14 protein-coding genes are annotated in these 18553 nt (G+C 71.0%); 10 read left to right on the top strand and 4 right to left on the bottom strand.

What is annotated here, in order from left to right; genetic code table 11:
* Window positions 1–96 precede the first annotated feature (96 nt).
* The 3 genes from IM697_RS34075 (at window position 97) to IM697_RS34065 (ending at window position 2214) form a co-directional block, all read left to right on the top strand.
* A complete protein-coding gene (locus IM697_RS34075) occupies window positions 97–720 on the top strand; it encodes a TetR/AcrR family transcriptional regulator (RefSeq protein ID WP_194039933.1) in 624 nt (207 codons plus the stop codon).
* Between the two features lie 82 nt (window positions 721–802).
* The gene (locus IM697_RS34070; protein WP_194039932.1) at window positions 803–1504 is read left to right on the top strand and encodes a ribonuclease HII; all 702 of its coding nucleotides are present in this window, start codon (window positions 803–805) and stop codon (window positions 1502–1504) included.
* A 68-nt stretch (window positions 1505–1572) separates the two neighbouring features.
* Entirely contained in the window at window positions 1573–2214 is a 642-nt protein-coding gene (locus tag IM697_RS34065; RefSeq protein WP_194039931.1) for a hypothetical protein, read from the top strand.
* 387 nt (window positions 2215–2601) lie between these two features.
* On the opposite strand, the gene IM697_RS34060 is transcribed toward IM697_RS34065, so the two are convergent.
* Entirely contained in the window at window positions 2602–3237 is a 636-nt protein-coding gene (locus IM697_RS34060; protein WP_194039930.1) for a hypothetical protein, read from the bottom strand.
* A 316-nt stretch (window positions 3238–3553) separates the two neighbouring features.
* Entirely contained in the window at window positions 3554–5719 is a 2166-nt protein-coding gene (locus tag IM697_RS34055) for a RecQ family ATP-dependent DNA helicase (RefSeq protein WP_194039929.1), read from the bottom strand.
* 338 nt (window positions 5720–6057) lie between these two features.
* Here IM697_RS34055 and IM697_RS34050 point away from each other — a divergent pair, with 338 nt between their 5' ends.
* From IM697_RS34050 to IM697_RS34025, 6 genes are all read left to right on the top strand, one after another.
* Entirely contained in the window at window positions 6058–7755 is a 1698-nt protein-coding gene (locus tag IM697_RS34050; RefSeq protein ID WP_194039928.1) for a DUF4192 domain-containing protein, read from the top strand.
* A gap of 1175 nt (window positions 7756–8930) precedes the next feature.
* A complete protein-coding gene (locus IM697_RS34045) occupies window positions 8931–10847 on the top strand; it encodes a glycogen debranching N-terminal domain-containing protein (RefSeq protein WP_194050000.1) in 1917 nt (638 codons plus the stop codon).
* A 129-nt stretch (window positions 10848–10976) separates the two neighbouring features.
* Window positions 10977–11735, top strand: a complete 759-nt coding sequence (locus IM697_RS34040) for an NUDIX hydrolase (protein ID WP_031486391.1) — start codon at window positions 10977–10979, stop codon at window positions 11733–11735.
* 166 nt (window positions 11736–11901) lie between these two features.
* Window positions 11902–13848, top strand: coding sequence for an ATP-binding cassette domain-containing protein (locus IM697_RS34035; RefSeq protein ID WP_194039927.1), 1947 nt, complete (start codon window positions 11902–11904; stop codon window positions 13846–13848).
* Window positions 13849–14011: 163 nt separating this feature from the next.
* Window positions 14012–14899 carry a FadR/GntR family transcriptional regulator gene (locus IM697_RS34030; RefSeq protein WP_194039926.1) on the top strand — a complete coding sequence of 296 codons (888 nt, stop codon included), beginning with the start codon at window positions 14012–14014 and terminating at the stop codon, window positions 14897–14899.
* A 423-nt stretch (window positions 14900–15322) separates the two neighbouring features.
* Window positions 15323–16858 carry an RNA polymerase sigma factor gene (locus IM697_RS34025; RefSeq protein WP_194039925.1) on the top strand — a complete coding sequence of 512 codons (1536 nt, stop codon included), beginning with the start codon at window positions 15323–15325 and terminating at the stop codon, window positions 16856–16858.
* Between the two features lie 84 nt (window positions 16859–16942).
* On the opposite strand, the gene IM697_RS34020 is transcribed toward IM697_RS34025, so the two are convergent.
* A complete protein-coding gene (locus IM697_RS34020; RefSeq protein WP_194039924.1) occupies window positions 16943–17134 on the bottom strand; it encodes a hypothetical protein in 192 nt (63 codons plus the stop codon).
* 221 nt (window positions 17135–17355) lie between these two features.
* On the opposite strand from IM697_RS34020, the gene IM697_RS34015 reads away from it, so the two are divergent.
* Window positions 17356–18201 (top strand): serine protease, encoded by an 846-nt coding sequence (locus IM697_RS34015; protein WP_194039923.1) that lies wholly within the window; start codon window positions 17356–17358, stop codon window positions 18199–18201.
* Between the two features lie 102 nt (window positions 18202–18303).
* Here IM697_RS34015 and IM697_RS34010 read toward each other — a convergent pair whose 3' ends face one another.
* Complete coding sequence (locus IM697_RS34010; RefSeq protein ID WP_030945102.1) at window positions 18304–18534, bottom strand: DUF7455 domain-containing protein; 231 nt, start codon at window positions 18532–18534, stop codon at window positions 18304–18306.
* Window positions 18535–18553: the final 19 nt, after the last annotated feature.

Here is an 18553-nt window from a genome sequence, read left to right as displayed (position 1 = left end):
CGTATTGTCGTCGCGCGGCCCGTCCCCTGCAGTTGTCGCGCGGTGGACCCATGTCCCCGGAATCCCTGCTTCCCTTTGCTTGTTGGAGACGCTCAGATGGTTACCTCGCGCTGGACGGCCGCCCCCGCTCAGGCGGCCTCCCTCCGTCGGCGCGGCGCCGTGCTCGAACGCGCGATTCTCGAGGCCGCGCTGGAGCAACTCAGTACCGTCGGCTGGAACGGCCTCACCATGGAGGGCGTCGCCGCCGGCGCGCAGACCGGCAAGGCCGCCGTCTATCGCCGCTGGCCGTCCAAGGAGGATCTGGTCGCCGACGCGCTGCGGGCGGGTCTGCCGCGCTTCGAGTCGGCTCCCGACCTCGGGAGTGTGCGCGAGGACCTGCTCGGGCTGTGTCGGCAGGCGCGTGACGCGATGTTCTCGCGTCCCGGATTCGCTCTGCGATCAGTCATTCACGAGTGCGACAGTCTGCAGGCCGAACGCTTTCACGGTGTGATCTTCGAGGGGGTCGTGCAGCCGACGATCGAGTTGCTGGGGGAGGTCATTGCCCGCGGTATTGAGCGGGGGGAGGTGCGGAGCGACGCGATGAACGGCTACGTCTTCGATGCGATTCCGGCAATGATGATGTACCGATCAAAGATGTGCACAAGCGAATGGAATGATCAGGATCTCGAAGAGATGATTGACCAGTTCATGCTTCCTCTGCTCCGTCCGAGAGGTGTCTGACGCATCGCCTCACCGCGCGGGAGGTCGCTTCGGCGAACCGGGGTGTCGAAGCGGGTTCCGGGCGGCGTACGCTAAGGGCGCCATGCCGTACGAACCGCCTACTCACACCGTCGAGCGCTCCCTTCGAGCCACGACCGGAGCGAAGATCATTGCCGGTGTCGACGAGGTGGGGCGCGGCGCGTGGGCCGGGCCCGTCACCGTCTGCGCGGCGGTCACCGGACTGCGCCGGCCCCCCGAAGGTCTCACGGACTCCAAGCTGCTCACGGTCAAGCGGCGCACCGAGCTCGCCGAGCAACTGCGGGCATGGGTGACGTCGTACGCCCTCGGGCACGCCTCTCCGGAGGAGATCGACGAGCTGGGGATGACGGCCGCGCTGCGGCTCGCCGCGGTGCGCGCCCTGGACGCCCTGCCGATCCGTCCCGACGCCGTGATCCTCGACGGGAAGCACGACTATCTCGGGACTCCCTGGCGGGTCCGTACGGTGATCAAGGGCGACCAGTCGTGCGTGGCGGTCGCGGCGGCCTCGGTGATCGCCAAGGTTCAGCGCGACAAAATGATGGCCGAACTGGGTATCGACCATGCAGACTTCGGTTTTGCGGACAACGCCGGGTATCCGTCGCCCGTGCACAAGGCCGCACTGGCGGAGCGGGGACCCACCCCGTACCACCGGTTGTCGTGGGCGTATCTTGATGCGCTGCCCCAGTGGCGGCACCTCAAGAAGGTCCGTACCTGGGTGGACGGAAGCGTTCCGGAGATCGAAGGGCAGCTCGGCTTCGATTTCTGACGATTCCGCTCGCACTTGTGTGCCACCCGCCGACGCGAGCCGCACCAACGTTTGATAAACATCAGCTCATGCCTCTCATTCCCGAGGAGCCTCAGATTCACGAGAGTGCCCAGGGTCCCCGCGCCACTCCGGCCAGCGGCCGAACCGCGCCGACCCCCCGCCCCGTACCCGGCCCGCGCCCCGCGGCTCCGTCGCGTCCCGGCCGACCCGGGCCCGTGCGGCCCGCGCCGCCGGTGCAACGTACGCCGCGCGATGTGGCCGTTGCCAAGCCCGGACCGTCGGGCCCCCCTGCTTCGGCCGCCCCCGCTCCGGCGTCGGCGACCCCGCAGATCCAGCTGATCCCGGCCTCGCCCGAGGGAGCGCTCGACGCCGCTGAGGAAGCCGTCGACCTGCTGCTCGATTCGGGTCGTGGCCCCGGCGACGTGCTGGTGATCACCACCGGCGAACAGCACCCGTGGGCCACCCACGAGCTGTCCTTCGGCGAAACCTCCTACTGGGCCCAGCACGACGCCGGCGACGACGTGTTCTACGCCGACGCCTCCGTCGCGAGCCGCGCCACCGCGCGACCCGTGGTCGTGGTGGCCGTCAACGGTGGTTCCGACGCCGCTGCCGCCGACGCCCTGCCTCTGGCCATGGCCCGGGCCGGTGCCCTGCTGATCGTCTGCGGTGACCCGCAGCGGATCAACTCGGTGCTGGGCGCGGGCGTCTGATCCGGTTTCCGGCCGTCCGGGGGACACTCCGCAGGACACCCGGGGGGTGGGGCGCCGCTGCGGCGGCGTCTCGGCACGGAGCGACCTTTGGCGTGCGCAGACGAACGGACAACTCGTCGTGCGCGGGCCCGGTCGGTTCGGGACGCGAGTCCATGCACGGAGGATGAGGTTGTCGTCCCGCCGGGTGCCCCGCCACGGTGCTGGGGACGGCCACGCCGTTCGGGGAGCTGTGCCCTCAGGGGACGGCTACGTCACTCGCGGCAGCTCTCGTGGTCGTATCTCGGCCGTCGTGCCGGAAGTCGTACGGCGCGTACCGGCCGCGTCGGCCGAGATCATCTCTCTGCGCTTTCCGACGGGTGTCTGCACACCGAGCGGGCGTCCGTGTCCTCAGCGGGCGGCCGCGCGCCGCAGTACCTCCGAGGCCGCGCCGCCGGTGCGTGGCAGGGGGAGCGGTGCCTCGGACATGGCGAAGGGCTCCGGTGCTGAGTCGGCGTTGGGGCGGCGGCCGCCGCGGCCCTCGCCGAGTACCTGCCAACCGTCACGGGTCAGCGTGATGTACGCGCCGCAGCGCAGGCCGTGCAGCGTGCAGGCGTCACGCAGACCCCACATCCAGGCGCCGTCCTCCTCCGTCCAACGGGCGTCGCCCTCACGGCAGTAGAGCAGCACGGCGGTGCGCACCGGGGTGCGGCGTCGCAGGTCGTGGGGGATGACCCGGCGCAACTGGGCGAGCAGCGCATTACGGAACATCCAGCCGTCGGCCGGGGCCGGGCGGCGGGTGAACGAGGCACTGGCGCGCAGTCGCTCCTCCGAGTCGAGCACGGCGACGATCGCGGTCGTCGGCCCGGGGTGGTGCCGCGAGTGCAGACCGCTGACGACCTCGCGTGGGTTCCGCAGCAGGGGGATGCCGGCAGCGGCCCACTCCGCGGGCTCGAGCATGCGGGCCAGAGGGTTGGCGGATGCGGGGGACAGGTCGGCTGACGTCGACATGGACACCGCGGAGGACGGAGCGAATCCGAAGGTCACGGTCCTCCCTTCGGCTACGCGCCCACACTGCGGGCGAGGTCGGATTCGGGGGAGCGCACACCGCAGCAGAGCCCTTCCGGATCACGGACGAGCCGCGCGGGGAGCGGATTCCAATTCTCGCTGTCGAACCTGATTGCGGCAACGAGCAATTGGGGCCACCGACCGATATCTGATGGTGCGCGGGTTATATCCCTACCCAAGACATGACGGTGCGACGCTTGATGCGGCCGTCCGCAACCGGGTCGTACGGCTCGACGCGGACGTACGACCTGAGATGCGTCGGACATGAGCGGGCGGAATCCCGTGCCGGTCGCGATCAACCCTGAACCGCCAGGACCAGAGGCATCACCCCCTGTGCGCCCGTGCGGCGGAGCATGCGGGCCGCGACGGCGAGGGTCCAGCCGGTCTCCGTGAAGTCATCGACCAGCAGTACCGGACCAGGAGTCTCCGCGAGGGCCGAGGCCAGGGCGGGAGGCACGGTCAGCGCGCCGTCGAGGGACTTCAGCCGCTGGGCGCTGTTGCTTCGGGACACCGAGGGTGCCTCTCCCGTGTACTCAAGGGAACCCAGCAGCGGAAGCCTGCCGATCTCCGCGATGCGCGCGCCCAGCGAGTTGATCAACTGCGGGCGTGTGCGTGAGGCGACCGTGACCACGCCGACGGGGCGCGGTGAGGCGTCCTGCGCGCCGGAGGCCCAGCCGTCGGGGCCCTTGGCCCAGTCGACCAGGACGCCCACGACCGCTTTCGCCACGTCGTCGGGCACGGGTCCGTCCGGGGCGTGGGGCGCGAGCATCGGCCGCAGCCGGTTGCCCCAGCCGATGTCCGACAGCCGCCCCAACGCCCTTCCGGGTGCGGCCTGTTCGCCGGCCGGGATACGTCCTTTGAGCTCGACGCCGATCGCCGGAAGGCCGGTCGGCCACATGCGGCGTGGCTCGACCTCGACTCCCGCTCGGCCGAGGTCGACGCGCGCGGCGTCCAGCGCGGCCGTGGACGTGTCGGCGGCGAAGCGGGCGCCCGCGCAGTTGTCGCAGCGACCGCAGGGCTTGGCCCCTTCGTCGTCGAGCTGGCGCTGGAGGAACTCCATCCGGCAGCCCGTCGTCGAGGCGTACTCGCGCATCGCCTGCTGCTCGGCCTTGCGCTGCCGGGCGACCCAGTCGTAGCGCTCGGCCTCGTACATCCATGGCTGCCCGGTGGCGATCCAGCCGCCCTTGACCCGCCGGACCGCGCCGTCCACGTCCAGAACCTTGAGCATGGTCTCCAGACGGGAGCGACGCAGTTCCACCAAGGGTTCCAGTGCGGGCAGCGACATGGGCCTGTCCGCACGTGCGAGGACGTCGAGTGTGCGGCGCACCAGGTCCTCCGAGGGGAAGGCGAGCGAGGCGAAGTACTGCCAGATCGCCTCGTCCTCCGGTCCGGGGAGGAGGAGCACCTCGGCGTGCTCGACGCCGCGTCCGGCGCGGCCGACCTGCTGGTAGTAGGCGATGGGGGAGGAGGGCGAACCCAGATGCACCACGAAGCCGAGGTCGGGTTTGTCGAATCCCATACCGAGGGCGGAGGTGGCGACCAGGGCCTTGACCCTGTTGCCGAGCAGGTCGTCCTCGGCCTGCTGACGGTCGGCGTTCTCCGTCTTGCCGGTGTAGGAGGCGACCGTGTGGCCACTATGCCGCAGGAAGGCCGTGACCTCCTCGGCGGCGGCCACGGTGAGCGTGTAGATGATGCCCGAGCCCGGCAGTTCGTCGAGGTGGTCGGCGAGCCAGGCCATCCGGTGTGCGGCGTCCGGCAGTCGCAGCACGTTCAGGCTGAGGCTGTCCCGGTCCAGCGGGCCGCGCAGCACCAGGGCGTCCGAGCTGCCGCCTGTGCCGAGCTGTTCGGCGACGTCGGCCGTCACGCGGGCGTTGGCGGTGGCGGTGGTCGCCAGTACGGGCACCCCGGGCGGCAGATCGGCGAGCATGGTGCGCAGCCGCCGGTAGTCCGGCCGGAAGTCGTGGCCCCAGTCCGAGATGCAGTGTGCCTCGTCCACCACGAGAAGGCCGGTCGCCGCGGCCAGCTTGGGCAGCACCTGGTCGCGGAAGTCCGGGTTGTTGAGGCGCTCCGGGGAGACCAGCAGCACGTCGACGTCGCCGGTGGCGATCTCGTTCTGAATCGTGTCCCACTCCTCGGTGTTGGAGGAGTTGATGGTGCGGGCATGGATGCCGGCCCGGGCGGCGGCCTCGACCTGGTTGCGCATGAGCGCGAGCAACGGCGAGACGATCACGGTCGGGCCGCTGCCTCGGGACCGCAGCAAAGACGTGGCCACGAAGTAGACCGCGGACTTGCCCCACCCGGTGCGCTGCACCACGAGAGCACGGCGTCTGTCGGCGACCAGCGCCTCGATCGCCCGCCACTGGTCCTCGCGCAGTCGCGCCGTGCCGGTGGCGTCTCCGACGAGACGGGCGAGGACCGCGTCGGCGGCTGCCCGGAGATCCGCGTTGCTCGTGTGCTCCATGGGTTCCATACAACAGGACGGCACTGACAGAGCGGGGGCGATGGGGCTGGCGGGCTGCCCGAGCGGCGGGCTGAGGGGCGGGGGAAGGTGCCAGAGCTGCGGGCTGAGCGGCTGGGGCGCTGCCAGATCGGCGGGCTGAGGGGCTTGGGGGCGTTGCCCGAGCGGCGGCGCTGAAGGGCTGGCGGGCTGAGAGGCCGGCGGCGCTGAAGGGCTGTGGGGGCGCTGCCCGACCGATTGGACCGAGGGATGGGTCGGACGGCATTCTGGGTTGTCGTGTCCCTGGTCGGAGTTATCCACAGGGCAAAGCGGACTCCCGCGATCCGCGAGATCGTCAGCGCATGACGAACCACAGCGAAGCGACTGGATCTCCCGAGAACGACGGCACGTGGGCCAAGGAACAGCACCGCGGGCCCAGGGCAACCGACGCGAATGACCAGCGCCCCGCACACGATGTGCGGGACGGACACGACGACAACCGAGGACGCGCCCAACCCACGGACCCACTCGACTGCACGGCATACGAAGGGCACCTGCCCGAGCACCAGGTCACCTTGCGCACCCCCGCCGAACTGGCCGACGCCGTGCCGTATCTCCTCGGATACCGCCCGGAGGACAGCATCGTGCTGGTCGCTCTGCACGACACGGGCGGCCAGGGCCGGTTCGGCGGACGGGCACGGCTCGGCATTCCCGCGAGCGCGGACGACTGGGACTCCGCGGCCGGGCAACTGGCCCACGGACTGGTCGTGGGAAGCGAGCGCAGGGGAGCCCGGCCGGAGCAGATGGTCGCCTTCCTCTGCCAGGAACCCGCCGAGGGCGAGACGGGCCGACAGGTCATGGAGCGGCTGCGACCGCTGGCCCAGACGACGCGCATCGCGTGCGGCAGCCTCGACGTGCCGGTGATCGAGGCCCTGTGCATCTCGGACGGCCGCTTCTGGTCGTACTGCTGCGACAGGGTGGAGTGCTGTCCGCCCGAGGGCCGGCCGATGGGACTGCCCGGTACGTCGGTGTTGGCAGCCGCGGCCGCCTATGCCGGGGTTCAGGTGCGCGGCACGCTGAGCGAACTGCGGGCCAGGCTACGGCCTTGGGAGACCGTCGGCGCCCGGGAGCAGGAAGTTGCCCTGGACACCGCCGGTGCGTCGCTGGTCTCCAAGATTCTCGACGACACGACGCGCGAGGGTGTGGCGGAGGAGACGCTGGAACTGGCCGAGCGACTCATGAGCCGGTTCGCCGCGGCCCCGCCCGTGGCCGGGACGCTCACCGCAGATCTTCGTGACGACGAACTGCTCGGACACGACGAAGCCGCGAGGCTCATTCTGGGATTGCAGGACCGCGCCATGCGCGACCGCGTGGCCGAGTGGATGGAGGGCGACGAGGCCGAACCCGCCCTGCGGCTCTGGCGAGCGCTGGCCCGCCGCTGTGTTGGACCATACAGCGAGCATGCGGCCGCACCACTCACGCTGGCCGGTTGGGTCGCCTGGTCCATGGGCGACGAACTGGAAGCCCGTGAGGCCCTCGCCATGGCGCTCGGCGCCGACAACGACTACCTCTTCGCCCGTCTGCTGCACCAAGCCTGCAACGAAGGGCTGGACCCCGAGTCGATCCGCCACTGCTTGCGGACAGAACGTGTGGGGCGTGGGAGGGCGGACACCGGGCCGCTGGACAAGCCGGAGGACGTCAAGGATCCGATGCCGGGTGAGGTGGCAGAGCCCGCGACGACGGCTGACGCGGCTGATTGTCGCTGGTCTCGGCAGCCTGCGGGTTCGAGTGGCAGTCTTCCTCGTCCCGCGAGGACTGGTGGGCGAGGGCGGGGGACGAGCCGGGGGACGAGCGTTTCGCGTCCGCGTAAGCCTTCCGGTGCGGGTTCGGGTGCCCTGCGGCTGGGCGGCACTGGGCCACGCAACTCGAATGCTGCGGCTCCGCGCACTGCAAAGACGGCTACGCGCTTCCCGGGGAAGGGAGCCGTGCGAGAGAGCGGAGACGGGAGCCGTCCCGGCGGTGTGCGTCCCGGCAATGCGAGCGGGGTGGGGGAGACATGAGCCTTTGCGGGCGGTGGTTTCAGCAGTGGCTTGGGAGGCGCCGTCGAGGTGACGACCGTCGTGGGCAGTGGGTTGGCCGGGGCCGGGGAGGGGACGTCGGCGGCGGGGTGAAGCGGCAGGGCTTGAGCCTCTACGAGCAGCAGAAGCGGGCCGACGACCTGCATTTCGGTGCCTCGGCGGGCCTTGGAACACCCGGTGAACCCGGTGAACCCGGTGAACTCGGTGAACTCGGTGAACCCGGTGAACCCGGTGAACGAGGCGGCGGGTCGGCGTGGTTACCCCGTCACAGCCGTGACCTGGAGGGATCCCTCCCCGTTCACCTGAGTGGCGGAACGCCTGGACCGGCCGTACCGCCGCACCGCTCCTGTCACTCCGGATCCCCCAGTCGGCGCCGCGCTCGCCCGTGGCGCGATCAGCGCAGAGGAAGCCGCCCCATGCCACAGTCGACCCCGATCACCCCGGACGCCGACGATCGCTCGACCGCCGGCGGGCCGGTGCCGTCCCAACGGCAGGACGCGGGGCCCACTCCGGTCGAGGGCGGAGCGGGGCAACGGCCACCCAGGACTCGGGGCGACGCTCTTCCGAGCACCCAGCCGACCGGCCACGGCCCGCCCCGTTCGGCAGGCCACAGTTCGCCTGGGCCGACGAGCAACTGTTCGTCCTGGCCCACTGGCAACGACTGGCCCCCGCTGCCCACCCAAGAACGGTCCCCGTCACCCTCGGAGGACCGGCAACGACCCCCATCGGCGGCAGCCAACCGACCAACGGACCAGCAACAACCGCCGTCGGCCACCGCTACCCGACCACCGGACCAACCCCCACACCCAGCCTGCTGGCCAACGCCAGATCAGGACGCTCGCCTCGACCCGCAGCGGCGACACACCAAGCTCCCCCAGCAGCCCACAAGGCCGACGAGCTCACGTCCGTCACCCTCGTCGCCCGCGCATCAGATCCCACCACCAACTCAACGCACCCCATCACCCACCCCATCAAGCGCATCCACTTCACCAGCTACCCCACCAGCCACAAGCAGAACTTTGGCACCCAACCCACCAGCAACCACAAGCAGAACTCCGGCGCCCATCCCACCAACAACCACAGGCAGGACTCCGGCACCCACCCCACCACCTACCGCAGGCCGATCCCCCGCCCTACCGCCCACCCACAACGCCTTGATCTGCGTCGCCCTCCCAGGCCTCGCAATCTCCACAGACCAAGGCCAGTTGACCGGCCAGGGACTCGACGGGATCTACCGCGCGGGTCGACGCGTACTCTCGCGTTGCCAGATTCGCGTGGCCGGACGTGAACCGCTCGCGGTGCAGGCCAGAATGACCGGCGCCGACTGTGTCCGCTTCGTGGGCACCCTGCGCAGCTCGCCGCAGGCCGGCCCCGATCCGGACGTCGTCGTCGAGCGAACCCGTCACGCGGACGGCACCGAGCGGATCACGCTGCGCAGCGCGGCCGTTCGCCCCCTGCGTCTGCCGGTCGAGGTCGCCCTGGCCACGGACTTGGCCGACCTCGGTGCCATCGCGTGCGGCAACACCGGACCGGAACTCCCCGCCAGCGTTCACGACTCCGGCCTGCGGTGGTCGTCCGCCAGAGGGAACTCGACGGTCACGGCCGACCCACCGCCCACCGACGCACTGGCCTCGGCAGGGCTTCTGCGCTGGGAGTTCGCGCTGTCCCCCGGCGACAGCGCGAGCATCGAACTGCGCGTGCGTCCCGACGGAGCCGGGCCTGTGCGCGCCGCCGGCCGGGCCGCGACCAGTCCGCTAGCTCCCGCGAGGGCGGCCGGCGACGATCCCAGAGTGGAGGCGTTGCTGAGGACGAGCGTCGACGACCTTCAGGCCCTCCTCCTGCGCGACCCCGCCCACCCCTCTGACACCCACCTGGCCGCCGGGGTGCCCTGGCGCTGCGGCCTTGCCCCGGCCGAAGCACTCGCCGCGGCCCGGATGGCGCTGCCGCTGGGCACCCGACTCGCCGCGGGCACACTGCGCACCCTCGCCCGGGCCCAACTCCGGGGCAAGGGAACGCAGTCCGGCATGATCCCCGGACCGAGACGGGACGCGGGCCTGTATCTGCCGCCGGGCTGTACGGGCACGGAGGCCACGCTGCTCTTCCCCGCGCTGCTCGCGGAGGCCCGCCGCTGGGGATTACCCGCGTCCGAGACCGAGGAGCTCCTCCCGGCCGCCGAGCGATGCCTGACCTGGCTGCGGACCACCGTGGGGGACGGCACGTATCTGCCCGACCCGCAGCCCGGCGGCCCCGTCCGCTGCGAGACCCAGGCCCACGCCCACCGTGCCGCGCTGCTCGGCGCCGATCTGCTCGACGCCTGTGGCAGACCGGGCGGTGCCGAGCTGCGGGACTGGGCCGGGGCGCTGCGGACGGCGTTCCGCGCGGAGTTCTGGATCGACGACCTGGGGGGTGGCAGGCCCACGGCCGCCCGGGCCCCGGACGGCCGTCCCGTGCCGTATCTGGGTGCCACCGCCGTCCACCTGCTGGACACCGGTCTGCTGGGCGGAGGAGAACAGGCCCCCGGGCTGCTCGACAAAGTGCAGACCGAGCAACTCGCCCGGCTGCTCGGCGGCCCGGCGATGGACTCGGGATGGGGTCTGTGCGGACTGAGCACGAAGGAGGCGGGACACAACCCGTTCGGTCACCGCAGCGGTGCCGTGCGGGTCCACGAGACGGCGATCGCCGTGTCCGGCCTTGCCACAGCCGACTACGAGAAGGAGGCGAGCGGACTGCTGCGGGGCGTACTGGCCGCCGCAGAGGCGTTCGGCCACCGGCTGCCCGACATGTACGCGGGGGAGCGGCGCACCGAAGGCAGCGCTCCCCTCCCGCACCCGGCGGCCTGCCGTCCCGCGGCCACGGCGGCGGCAGCCGGAGTGCTCGTGTTGACCACGCTCGCCGGGATCCGCCCGGACGCCCCGGCGGGGACGGTCACGCTGCGGCCCATGCGCAGTGCGCCCCTGGGCGAGATCGTTCTGAGGGGACTTCGGGTGGCCGGCGCCCCCTTCTCCGTACGCGTCAGCCGGCTGGGACTCGCCATGGTCGAGGAAGCGGCCGGAGGGCTGCAATTGCGAGCGTGACCTCGTATGACGCGGCGTGGACGAGACGAGGGGAGGACGGTGAGGCTCATACCGGGCCGAATTGGATCAACCGTCGACGGGCTCGGCGAAGGGAGTGTTTATCGTCAGGCAGACGACTATGATCGCCGCATGCCCTACGACCCGTCAGCCTTTCCGCCCTTTGCCGTCACCGTGGACCTGGTCGTGCTGACCGTGCGCCGCCATGCCCTGTGCGCGTTGGCGGTGCGCAGGGGCGAACCCCCCTTTCAGGGGCGCTGGGCACTGCCTGGCGGGTTCGTGAGGGCCGACGAGGATCTGGCGCAGGCCGCCGCGCGAGAATTGGCGGAGGAGACCGGGCTGCGCGCCCATGACCCCGCCGTCCCGGCGCAGGACAACGGTGCCCACCTCGAGCAGCTCGCGACCTACGGTGACCCCAAGCGGGATCCGCGGATGCGGGTGGTCAGCGTCGCCCACCTCGCGCTGGCCCCGGATCTGCCGGCTCCCCGGGCGGGTGGCGACGCCAGCAACGCCCGTTGGGCGCCGGTGGACGAACTGTTGCAGCAGGGCGGCTACGGCCGTGATGGCGAGCCGGTCGCGCCGCTCGCTTTCGATCATGCGCAGATCCTGGCCGACGGTGTGGAGCGGGCCCGTTCCAAGATCGAGTACTCGTCGCTGGCCACGGCGTTCTGCCCGACCGAGTTCACCGTCGGCGAGCTGCGCCGGGTCTATGAGGCGGTGTGGGGTGTGGCGCTCGACCCGCGCAACTTCCACCGCAAGGTGACCGGCACACCGGGCTTCCTCGTCCCCACTGGCGGCACCACCACCCGTCAGGGCGGTCGCCCCGCCCAGCTCTTCCGGGCCGGCGGCGCCACGCTGCTCAACCCTCCGATGCTGCGCCCCGAGGTCTGATCCGAGGGCAGGGGCGCAACGCCGGTCGGGTTGTCGTCCGACCCTTCCCGGGTTCGCGGCCGAAGGGGGAACACGCGTCCGACCGGGCAGATCGAGCCCATGGCCGCCCGCGCAGTGCGCCTTGCCCTACCCGAAAAAACGGACATAGCGCGCTATCTTGCTGCGGGTGATCGAGGCGATCGGACTGACCAGCAACCCTCGCAAGGAGCTTCCCCCCGCGCTCGACGACGTGTCCTTCGAGGCTCGCGCGGGCCGCGTCACCGCGCTGCTCGGAGGGGCGGGGGCGGGCAAGACGACGGCGCTCAGACTCATGCTCGAACTCCAACAGGGCCGTGGCATCACCTTCTTCAGAGGCTGGCCCCTGCATCGCATGGCGCATCCGTCGCGGGAAGTCGGTGTGCTCTTGGGCGACGTTCCCGGGCACCCGGCGCGCACGGTGCGCGGTCATCTGCGCATGCTGTGCGCCGCCGCCGGAGTTCCGGCCCGGCGCGCCGACGAGGTCCTGGAGGTGGTCGGCCTCGTCAGTCTGCGCGACGAACGCCTCGGTACCCTCTCACGCGGCATGGACCGCCGCCTCGGTCTGGCCTGTGCACTGCTGGCCGACCCGCACACGCTCGTGCTCGACGACCCCGCGGACGGGCTGACGACCCGCGAGCGCCGTTGGCTGCACGGTGCCCTGCGCGCACACGCTGCTCAGGGCGGCACGGTCCTGCTGACCACGCCCGACCCCAAGGAAGCCGCGCGTACCGCCGACCACGTCGTCACCCTGGACCGCGGCAGGCTCGTCGCCGACCAGGAGGTCGCCGACTTCGCGCGCACCCGCCTGCGGCCCCGCGTAGCCGTCCGCACCCCCCACGCCTCCCGCTTCGCCACCCTGCTCGCGAAGGAGGCGCGCACCGCACACCGTTCCGTCGAGGTCGTACGAGAGAGCGGCAACCGCCTGTCGGTGTACGGGAGTACTTGCGCCGACGTCGGAGACATCGCGTACCGCCACGGCATCCTCGTACACCAACTCGCCGACGAGATCGGGGACATGGGGCCCGGCATCGAGGCGGACCCACACACGGTCGAGCCGCGGGCCGACCAGGGGCCGCAGCCGGCGTACGGCGAGGTGGCCGCGGACAGGGGTCGCAGGCGGCGAGCCGATGCCGCGTCGAAGGCGGGCAAGGGGCAGGCCGCGGTCGGCGACCCCGCGGCGCCCCAGGCAGCCGGAGAGCGGGACGGGGCCGCGGCGCACGAGACCTCCGCGGAGGAGCCCTCCACGCAGGACGGCGACACGCGCCCGTCCGCCTCCTCTGCCGGGGACCTGCCCGACCTCCCGCCTCCCATCTCCGTCCGCCCCGCCCCCACCCCCCTCCGCCCCCTCCGCTACGAGCTCCGTCGGGCAGCCGGTGTCGGTACGGGGTTCGTCACCGCCGGTGCCGTGCTCGTGGTGTCCGCCATCACGGCCGTGGTGCTCGCCCGGATCGGACACACGTCGCATGCGCGCCTGCTGGTCGCGTGGCCGCAGGAGCTTCCGCTGCCGCCCGCGGCGCTCGGGGCCGGGCTGCTGGGGGCGATCTCGTTCGGCGACGAGTTCCGCCATCCCGCCCTGGCGGCGGATCGCGGCACCGTCCCCCGCCGGCTGGGGCTGCTGGCCGCGAAACTGCTCGTCGCCTCCGTCGCCGCCCTGGCGCTGGCTGTGCTCACCGTGGGCTGTGACATCGAGGTGCTCTATCTCGTCTACGGACGGGAGCTCGCCGAAGTTCCCACCGACTGGCTTTCGCTGAGCGCGAGTTGGATCGGGCTCGTCGTCGGCTGTGCCTGGGCCGGCGTACTCGCCGCGGGGCTCTTCCGGTCCACCACGGCCGGACTCGCGGCGGTGGTCACGGTGCCCATCGTCGTCGTGCCGCTCGTACAGAAGGTCGTGGAAGGACCGTCCGTGCGGACGGCGGCCGGGTTTCCGCTGCGGCTGCGGGAGGTGCTCCTGTCGCAGTGGCCGTTCGGCGGGGAGCGCTACCTGGCGGCCGCCGCGCGTGTCATCGGTCAACCCGTCGGTGGCGCACTGACGTTGTCCCTCACCGCGCTGCTCTGCGCCTATCTCTTCACGACCCTGAGGAGCAGGGTCAGATGACGACCGTTCGTGGCCTTCTCAGTTCTGTCGTGCCCACAACTCCCCCGGGAAAGCCCATTTCTTTCCGATAAGGCGTCAATTGCGACGGGGTGAGCGATCACCCTTTCGTGTGCTTTTCACCAAAGACCTCAAGGGAGTTGGAGACGGCGCCGACAAAGGATCCGTGAGTACCCTTGCGCACACCATGATGACCGCCGCCCGCTCCACCGACTCCGGTCTGGCCGGCCCGGGCGAACTCGACCGCTACCCCTACGCCGAGGCCCCCGTCGCCGACCGCGTCGGCGCCCCCGCCTGGGAGGGCGCCGATCCGGAACTGGGCCGGGTCGGCCGGCGCGCCGCGGGCAGCCGCGGGCGCGGGCTGCACGGCCAACTCGTCCAACAGCTCGGCCAGATGATCGTCTCCGGCGACCTGGGCGCCGACCGCCCGCTGGTGCCCGAGGAGATCGGCCAGCGTTTCGAGGTCTCCCGCACCGTCGTCCGTGAGTCGCTCCGCGTCCTGGAGGCCAAGGGCCTGGTCAGTGCCCGCCCGAACGTCGGCACGCGCGTGCGCCCCGTCAGCGACTGGAACCTCCTCGACCCGGACATCATCGAGTGGCGGGCCTTCGGGCCACAGCGCGACGACCAGCGTCGGGAGCTGAGCGAGCTGCGCTGGACGATCGAGCCGCTGGCGGCCCGTCTCGCCGCCGGGCACGGGCGCGAGGACGTCCAGCAGCGGCTTGCCGACATGGTCGAGATCATGAGCCATGCGATGGGGCAGGGCGACGTCCTCACGTTCTCCCGCGCCGACACCGAGTTCCACACCCTGCTCATCCAGGTCGCCGGCAACCGGATGCTGGAGCACCTTTCGGGGATCGTCTCGGCCGCCCTCCAGGTCTCCGGCGGCCCCGTGACCGGATGTGACCGGCCGAACGAGACGTCGCTGGCGCAGCACAGCAGGATCGTCGACGCCCTCGCCACCGGCGACGGCGCGGCCGCCGAAACGGCCATGCGTCAGTTGCTCACCGTCCATCCCGAGGTGGAGCGCGTGGTGCCCGCACCCCGCGAGCACTGACCGCGCACCAGGGTGGCGCGGCCAGGGACGCCTCCCCCTCCTGTGGCGGTCCCGGTCTGCGCACCCCCTCCCGTCGGACCCGCAGGATCCCCCCGATCCTGCGGGTCCGACGGTGCGACGCGGCGGCGAAATCGCCGTACAGTGCGTTGTCCAAGCCGTGAGTGACCGCTTCTGTCCGGATATGACTGCTTCTGATCGGTTACGGGATGTGACTCGGGCCACGCGGATTGGGCGTAACACTCGGGGAAACAGCGCGATGACCTAAGAGGTGACAGCCGCGGAGGGAATACGGACGCCGTTCAAGGCGCTGTGCATCTTCCCGGCCCCCGCCCGCACCGTCGGCCCAATCCCCAGGCCGGTGGTCGGCTCCTGTCCGCCTGGACGGGGCCGGAAGCCGTTTTCCAACGTTCCGAGAGGTTGTTCGTGTCGGCCAGCACATCCCGTACGCTCCCGCCGGAGATCGCCGAGTCCGTCTCTGTCATGGCTCTTATCGAGCGGGGAAAGGCTGAGGGGCAGATCGCCGGCGACGATGTGCGTCGGGCCTTCGAAGCTGACCAGATTCCGGCCACTCAGTGGAAGAACGTACTGCGCAGCCTCAACCAGATCCTCGAGGAAGAGGGTGTGACGCTGATGGTCAGTGCCGCGGAGCCCAAGCGCACCCGAAAGAGCGTCGCAGCGAAGAGTCCGGCCAAGCGCACCGCCACCAAGACGGTCGCAGCGAAGACGGTGACCGCCAAGAAGGCCACCGCCACCGCCACGCCCGCGGCGCCCGCCGCCGCACCCGCGGTCGAGGAAGAGGCCCCCGCCAAGAAGGCGGCTGCCAAGAAGACGACCGCCAAGAAGGCGGCCGCGAAGAAGACGACGGCCGCCGCAAAGAAGACGGCTGCCAAGAAGACGACGGCCAAGAAGGACGACGCCGAGGTCCTCGAGGAAGAGGTCATCGAGGAGACCAAGCCCGGCGACGAGCCCGAGGGCACCGAGAGCGCCGGATTCGTGCTCTCCGACGAGGACGAGGACGACGCGCCCGCGCAGCAGGTCGCGGCGGCCGGCGCCACCGCCGACCCGGTCAAGGACTACCTCAAGCAGATCGGCAAGGTCCCCCTGCTCAACGCCGAGCAGGAGGTCGAGCTCGCCAAGCGCATCGAGGCCGGTCTGTTCGCCGAGGACAAGCTGGCCAACGCCGACAAGCTGGCGCCGAAGCTCAAGCGCGAGCTGGAGATCATCGCCGAGGACGGCCGCCGCGCCAAGAACCACCTGTTGGAGGCCAACCTCCGTCTGGTGGTCTCCCTGGCCAAGCGCTACACCGGTCGCGGCATGCTCTTCCTGGACCTCATCCAGGAGGGCAACCTCGGTCTGATCCGCGCGGTCGAGAAGTTCGACTACACCAAGGGCTACAAGTTCTCCACGTACGCCACCTGGTGGATCCGTCAGGCGATCACCCGCGCCATGGCCGACCAGGCTCGCACCATCCGTATCCCGGTGCACATGGTCGAGGTCATCAACAAGCTCGCGCGCGTGCAGCGCCAGATGCTCCAGGACCTGGGCCGCGAGCCCACCCCGGAGGAGCTGGCCAAGGAGCTCGACATGACCCCGGAGAAGGTCATCGAGGTCCAGAAGTACGGCCGTGAGCCCATCTCCCTGCACACCCCGCTGGGCGAGGACGGCGACAGCGAGTTCGGTGACCTCATCGAGGACTCCGAGGCCGTCGTCCCGGCCGACGCGGTCAGCTTCACGCTCCTCCAGGAGCAGTTGCACTCGGTCCTCGACACCCTCTCCGAGCGCGAGGCGGGCGTCGTCTCCATGCGCTTCGGTCTCACCGACGGTCAGCCGAAGACCCTCGACGAGATCGGCAAGGTCTACGGCGTCACGCGCGAGCGCATCCGCCAGATCGAGTCCAAGACCATGTCGAAGCTGCGCCACCCGTCGCGCTCCCAGGTGCTGCGCGACTACCTCGACTGAGTCAGATCGCACCAGGCGCCCCTGACCCGCTCCTTTGCGGGTCGGGGGCGCTTTGTGTGCCGGCCGGTGCCGAGGGCGGGGCGCTCAGTCACGGAGATAGGGCCGGTGCCAGTGGCGTTCGCTGAGGACCTTGGTCCACTCGGCTTCGAGTCGCTCCCGCTTGTCGTCAGGAAGGTCGTCCAGGGTGGGGCGGAGCCCCTCGATGATCTTTGCTACCTCCTGCGAGTCGCGCCGGACAGGCAGGCCGAGGTGGTGGGCGATCGTGCGGACGGTCATGGTGGGTCATCTCGATCCAAGATATTTCCCGGACTGCGCTCCCCGCCCACGTGCGTCCACGCAGGCCGGGCACAGCGCTCACACATCCATACTGCGCGACCGCCGCGACCAGGTTGTAGTCGTACGACGCTCAAAGCGCGGATGCGCGGATGCGCAGGTGCGGGGTGCGCTGAGCTGACTCACTCTGGGTTTCCCATGATCACCCGAGAGTGAGGAGCGTCATGCGTCGTCCCTTTGCCCGGGCCCTGGCCCGGCCGCTGGTTCTGGCGGCCCTGGCGGCCGCCATACCGCTGGTCTCCGCCGCCCCTGCGGCTGCCGACAGCGTCGTCGTCGGCGGGTTCCCGGTCGATGTGTCCGACAGTCCCTGGGCCGTGGCGCTGTCCAGCCGTGACCGGTTCGGAGGTACGCGGGCGGGTCAGTTCTGCGTCGGTGTGGCGGTCGGCCGGTCCACCGTGCTGACCGCGGCCCACTGCCTGAGCGAGGAAGTCCTGGGAACGTCGCCGGACCAGGTGCGCGACCTCAAGGTCATCGCGGGCCGTTCGGACCTGCTGTCCGGTCGGGGCCAGGAGATCCGGGTCCGCAGCACCTGGGTGAACCCGCACTACGACACGGACACCAACGCCGGTGACTTCGCCGTGGTGAACCTCGCCCGGCCGCTGCCCTCGAGCGCGGTCATCGGGATGGCGCGCGCCGGCGATCCCGCCTATGTGCCGGGGACACAGGCCCTGGTCTACGGGTGGGGGGATGCCACGGGCGCGGGCGACTATCCGCGCGGTCTGCGGGCGGCACGCGTGCACGTACTGCCCGACGGCCTGTGCAGGCGGGCGTATCCGGGCGACGGTGACGGCAGGTATCTGGCGGGCAGCATGCTCTGTGCCGGGGAGCGGCTGGGGGGCCGGGACGCCTGTCAGGGGGACAGCGGAGGGCCGCTGGTCGCTCGGGGGAAGCTGATCGGGCTCGTGTCCTGGGGCAACGGGTGTGGGCGCGCGGGCAGTCCCGGCGTGTACACGCGGGTGTCCGAAGTCGCACGGAGCATGGGGTGGCGGGCTGCGGCGCGGGAGCGCTGAGGGCCCGCGGGGCATGAGCGCGGGCGGTCGCCCCTGCCCTTTCAGGGACGACCGCCCGTCAACCGGCCTGTGCCGGAGCTGGCTCGTCGTGGACGCGAGGTGTCAGCGCTCTTCTTCGGACGCGGAGGCCGGAACGGACGTCAGCCGCTCCGTCTCGTCCTGTATCTCAGCGGCGATCTTCTTGAGTTCCGGCTCGAACTTGCGGCCATGGTGGGCGCAGAAGAGCAGTTCTCCGCCGCTGAGCAGGACGACGCGCACGTACGCCTGTGCGCCGCAGCGGTCGCAGCGGTCAGCGGCCGTCAGCGGGCTCGCGGGGGTCAGAACAGTAGTCACGTCGCCTCTTCTCTAGCTC

This window comes from Streptomyces ferrugineus (assembly GCF_015160855.1).
GTDB lineage: Bacteria > Actinomycetota > Actinomycetes > Streptomycetales > Streptomycetaceae > Streptomyces > Streptomyces ferrugineus.
The sequence above is the reverse complement of the archived record's forward strand: the minus strand, read 5'-3'. Positions and strand labels throughout refer to the sequence as shown.

Excerpts from the sequence above, each read along its gene's own strand:
- IM697_RS34065 (WP_194039931.1), top strand. The coding sequence starts at position 1,573 with ATGCCTCTCATTCCCGAGGAGCCTCAGATTCACGAGAGTGCCCAGGGT.
- IM697_RS34070 (WP_194039932.1), top strand. The coding sequence starts at position 803 with ATGCCGTACGAACCGCCTACTCACACCGTCGAGCGCTCCCTTCGAGCC.
- IM697_RS34020 (WP_194039924.1), bottom strand. The coding sequence starts at position 17,134 with ATGACCGTCCGCACGATCGCCCACCACCTCGGCCTGCCTGTCCGGCGC.
- IM697_RS34040 (WP_031486391.1), top strand. The coding sequence starts at position 10,977 with ATGCCCTACGACCCGTCAGCCTTTCCGCCCTTTGCCGTCACCGTGGAC.
- IM697_RS34015 (WP_194039923.1), top strand. The coding sequence starts at position 17,356 with ATGCGTCGTCCCTTTGCCCGGGCCCTGGCCCGGCCGCTGGTTCTGGCG.
- IM697_RS34075 (WP_194039933.1), top strand. The coding sequence starts at position 97 with ATGGTTACCTCGCGCTGGACGGCCGCCCCCGCTCAGGCGGCCTCCCTC.
- IM697_RS34050 (WP_194039928.1), top strand. The coding sequence starts at position 6,058 with ATGACGAACCACAGCGAAGCGACTGGATCTCCCGAGAACGACGGCACG.
- IM697_RS34055 (WP_194039929.1), bottom strand. The coding sequence starts at position 5,719 with ATGGAGCACACGAGCAACGCGGATCTCCGGGCAGCCGCCGACGCGGTC.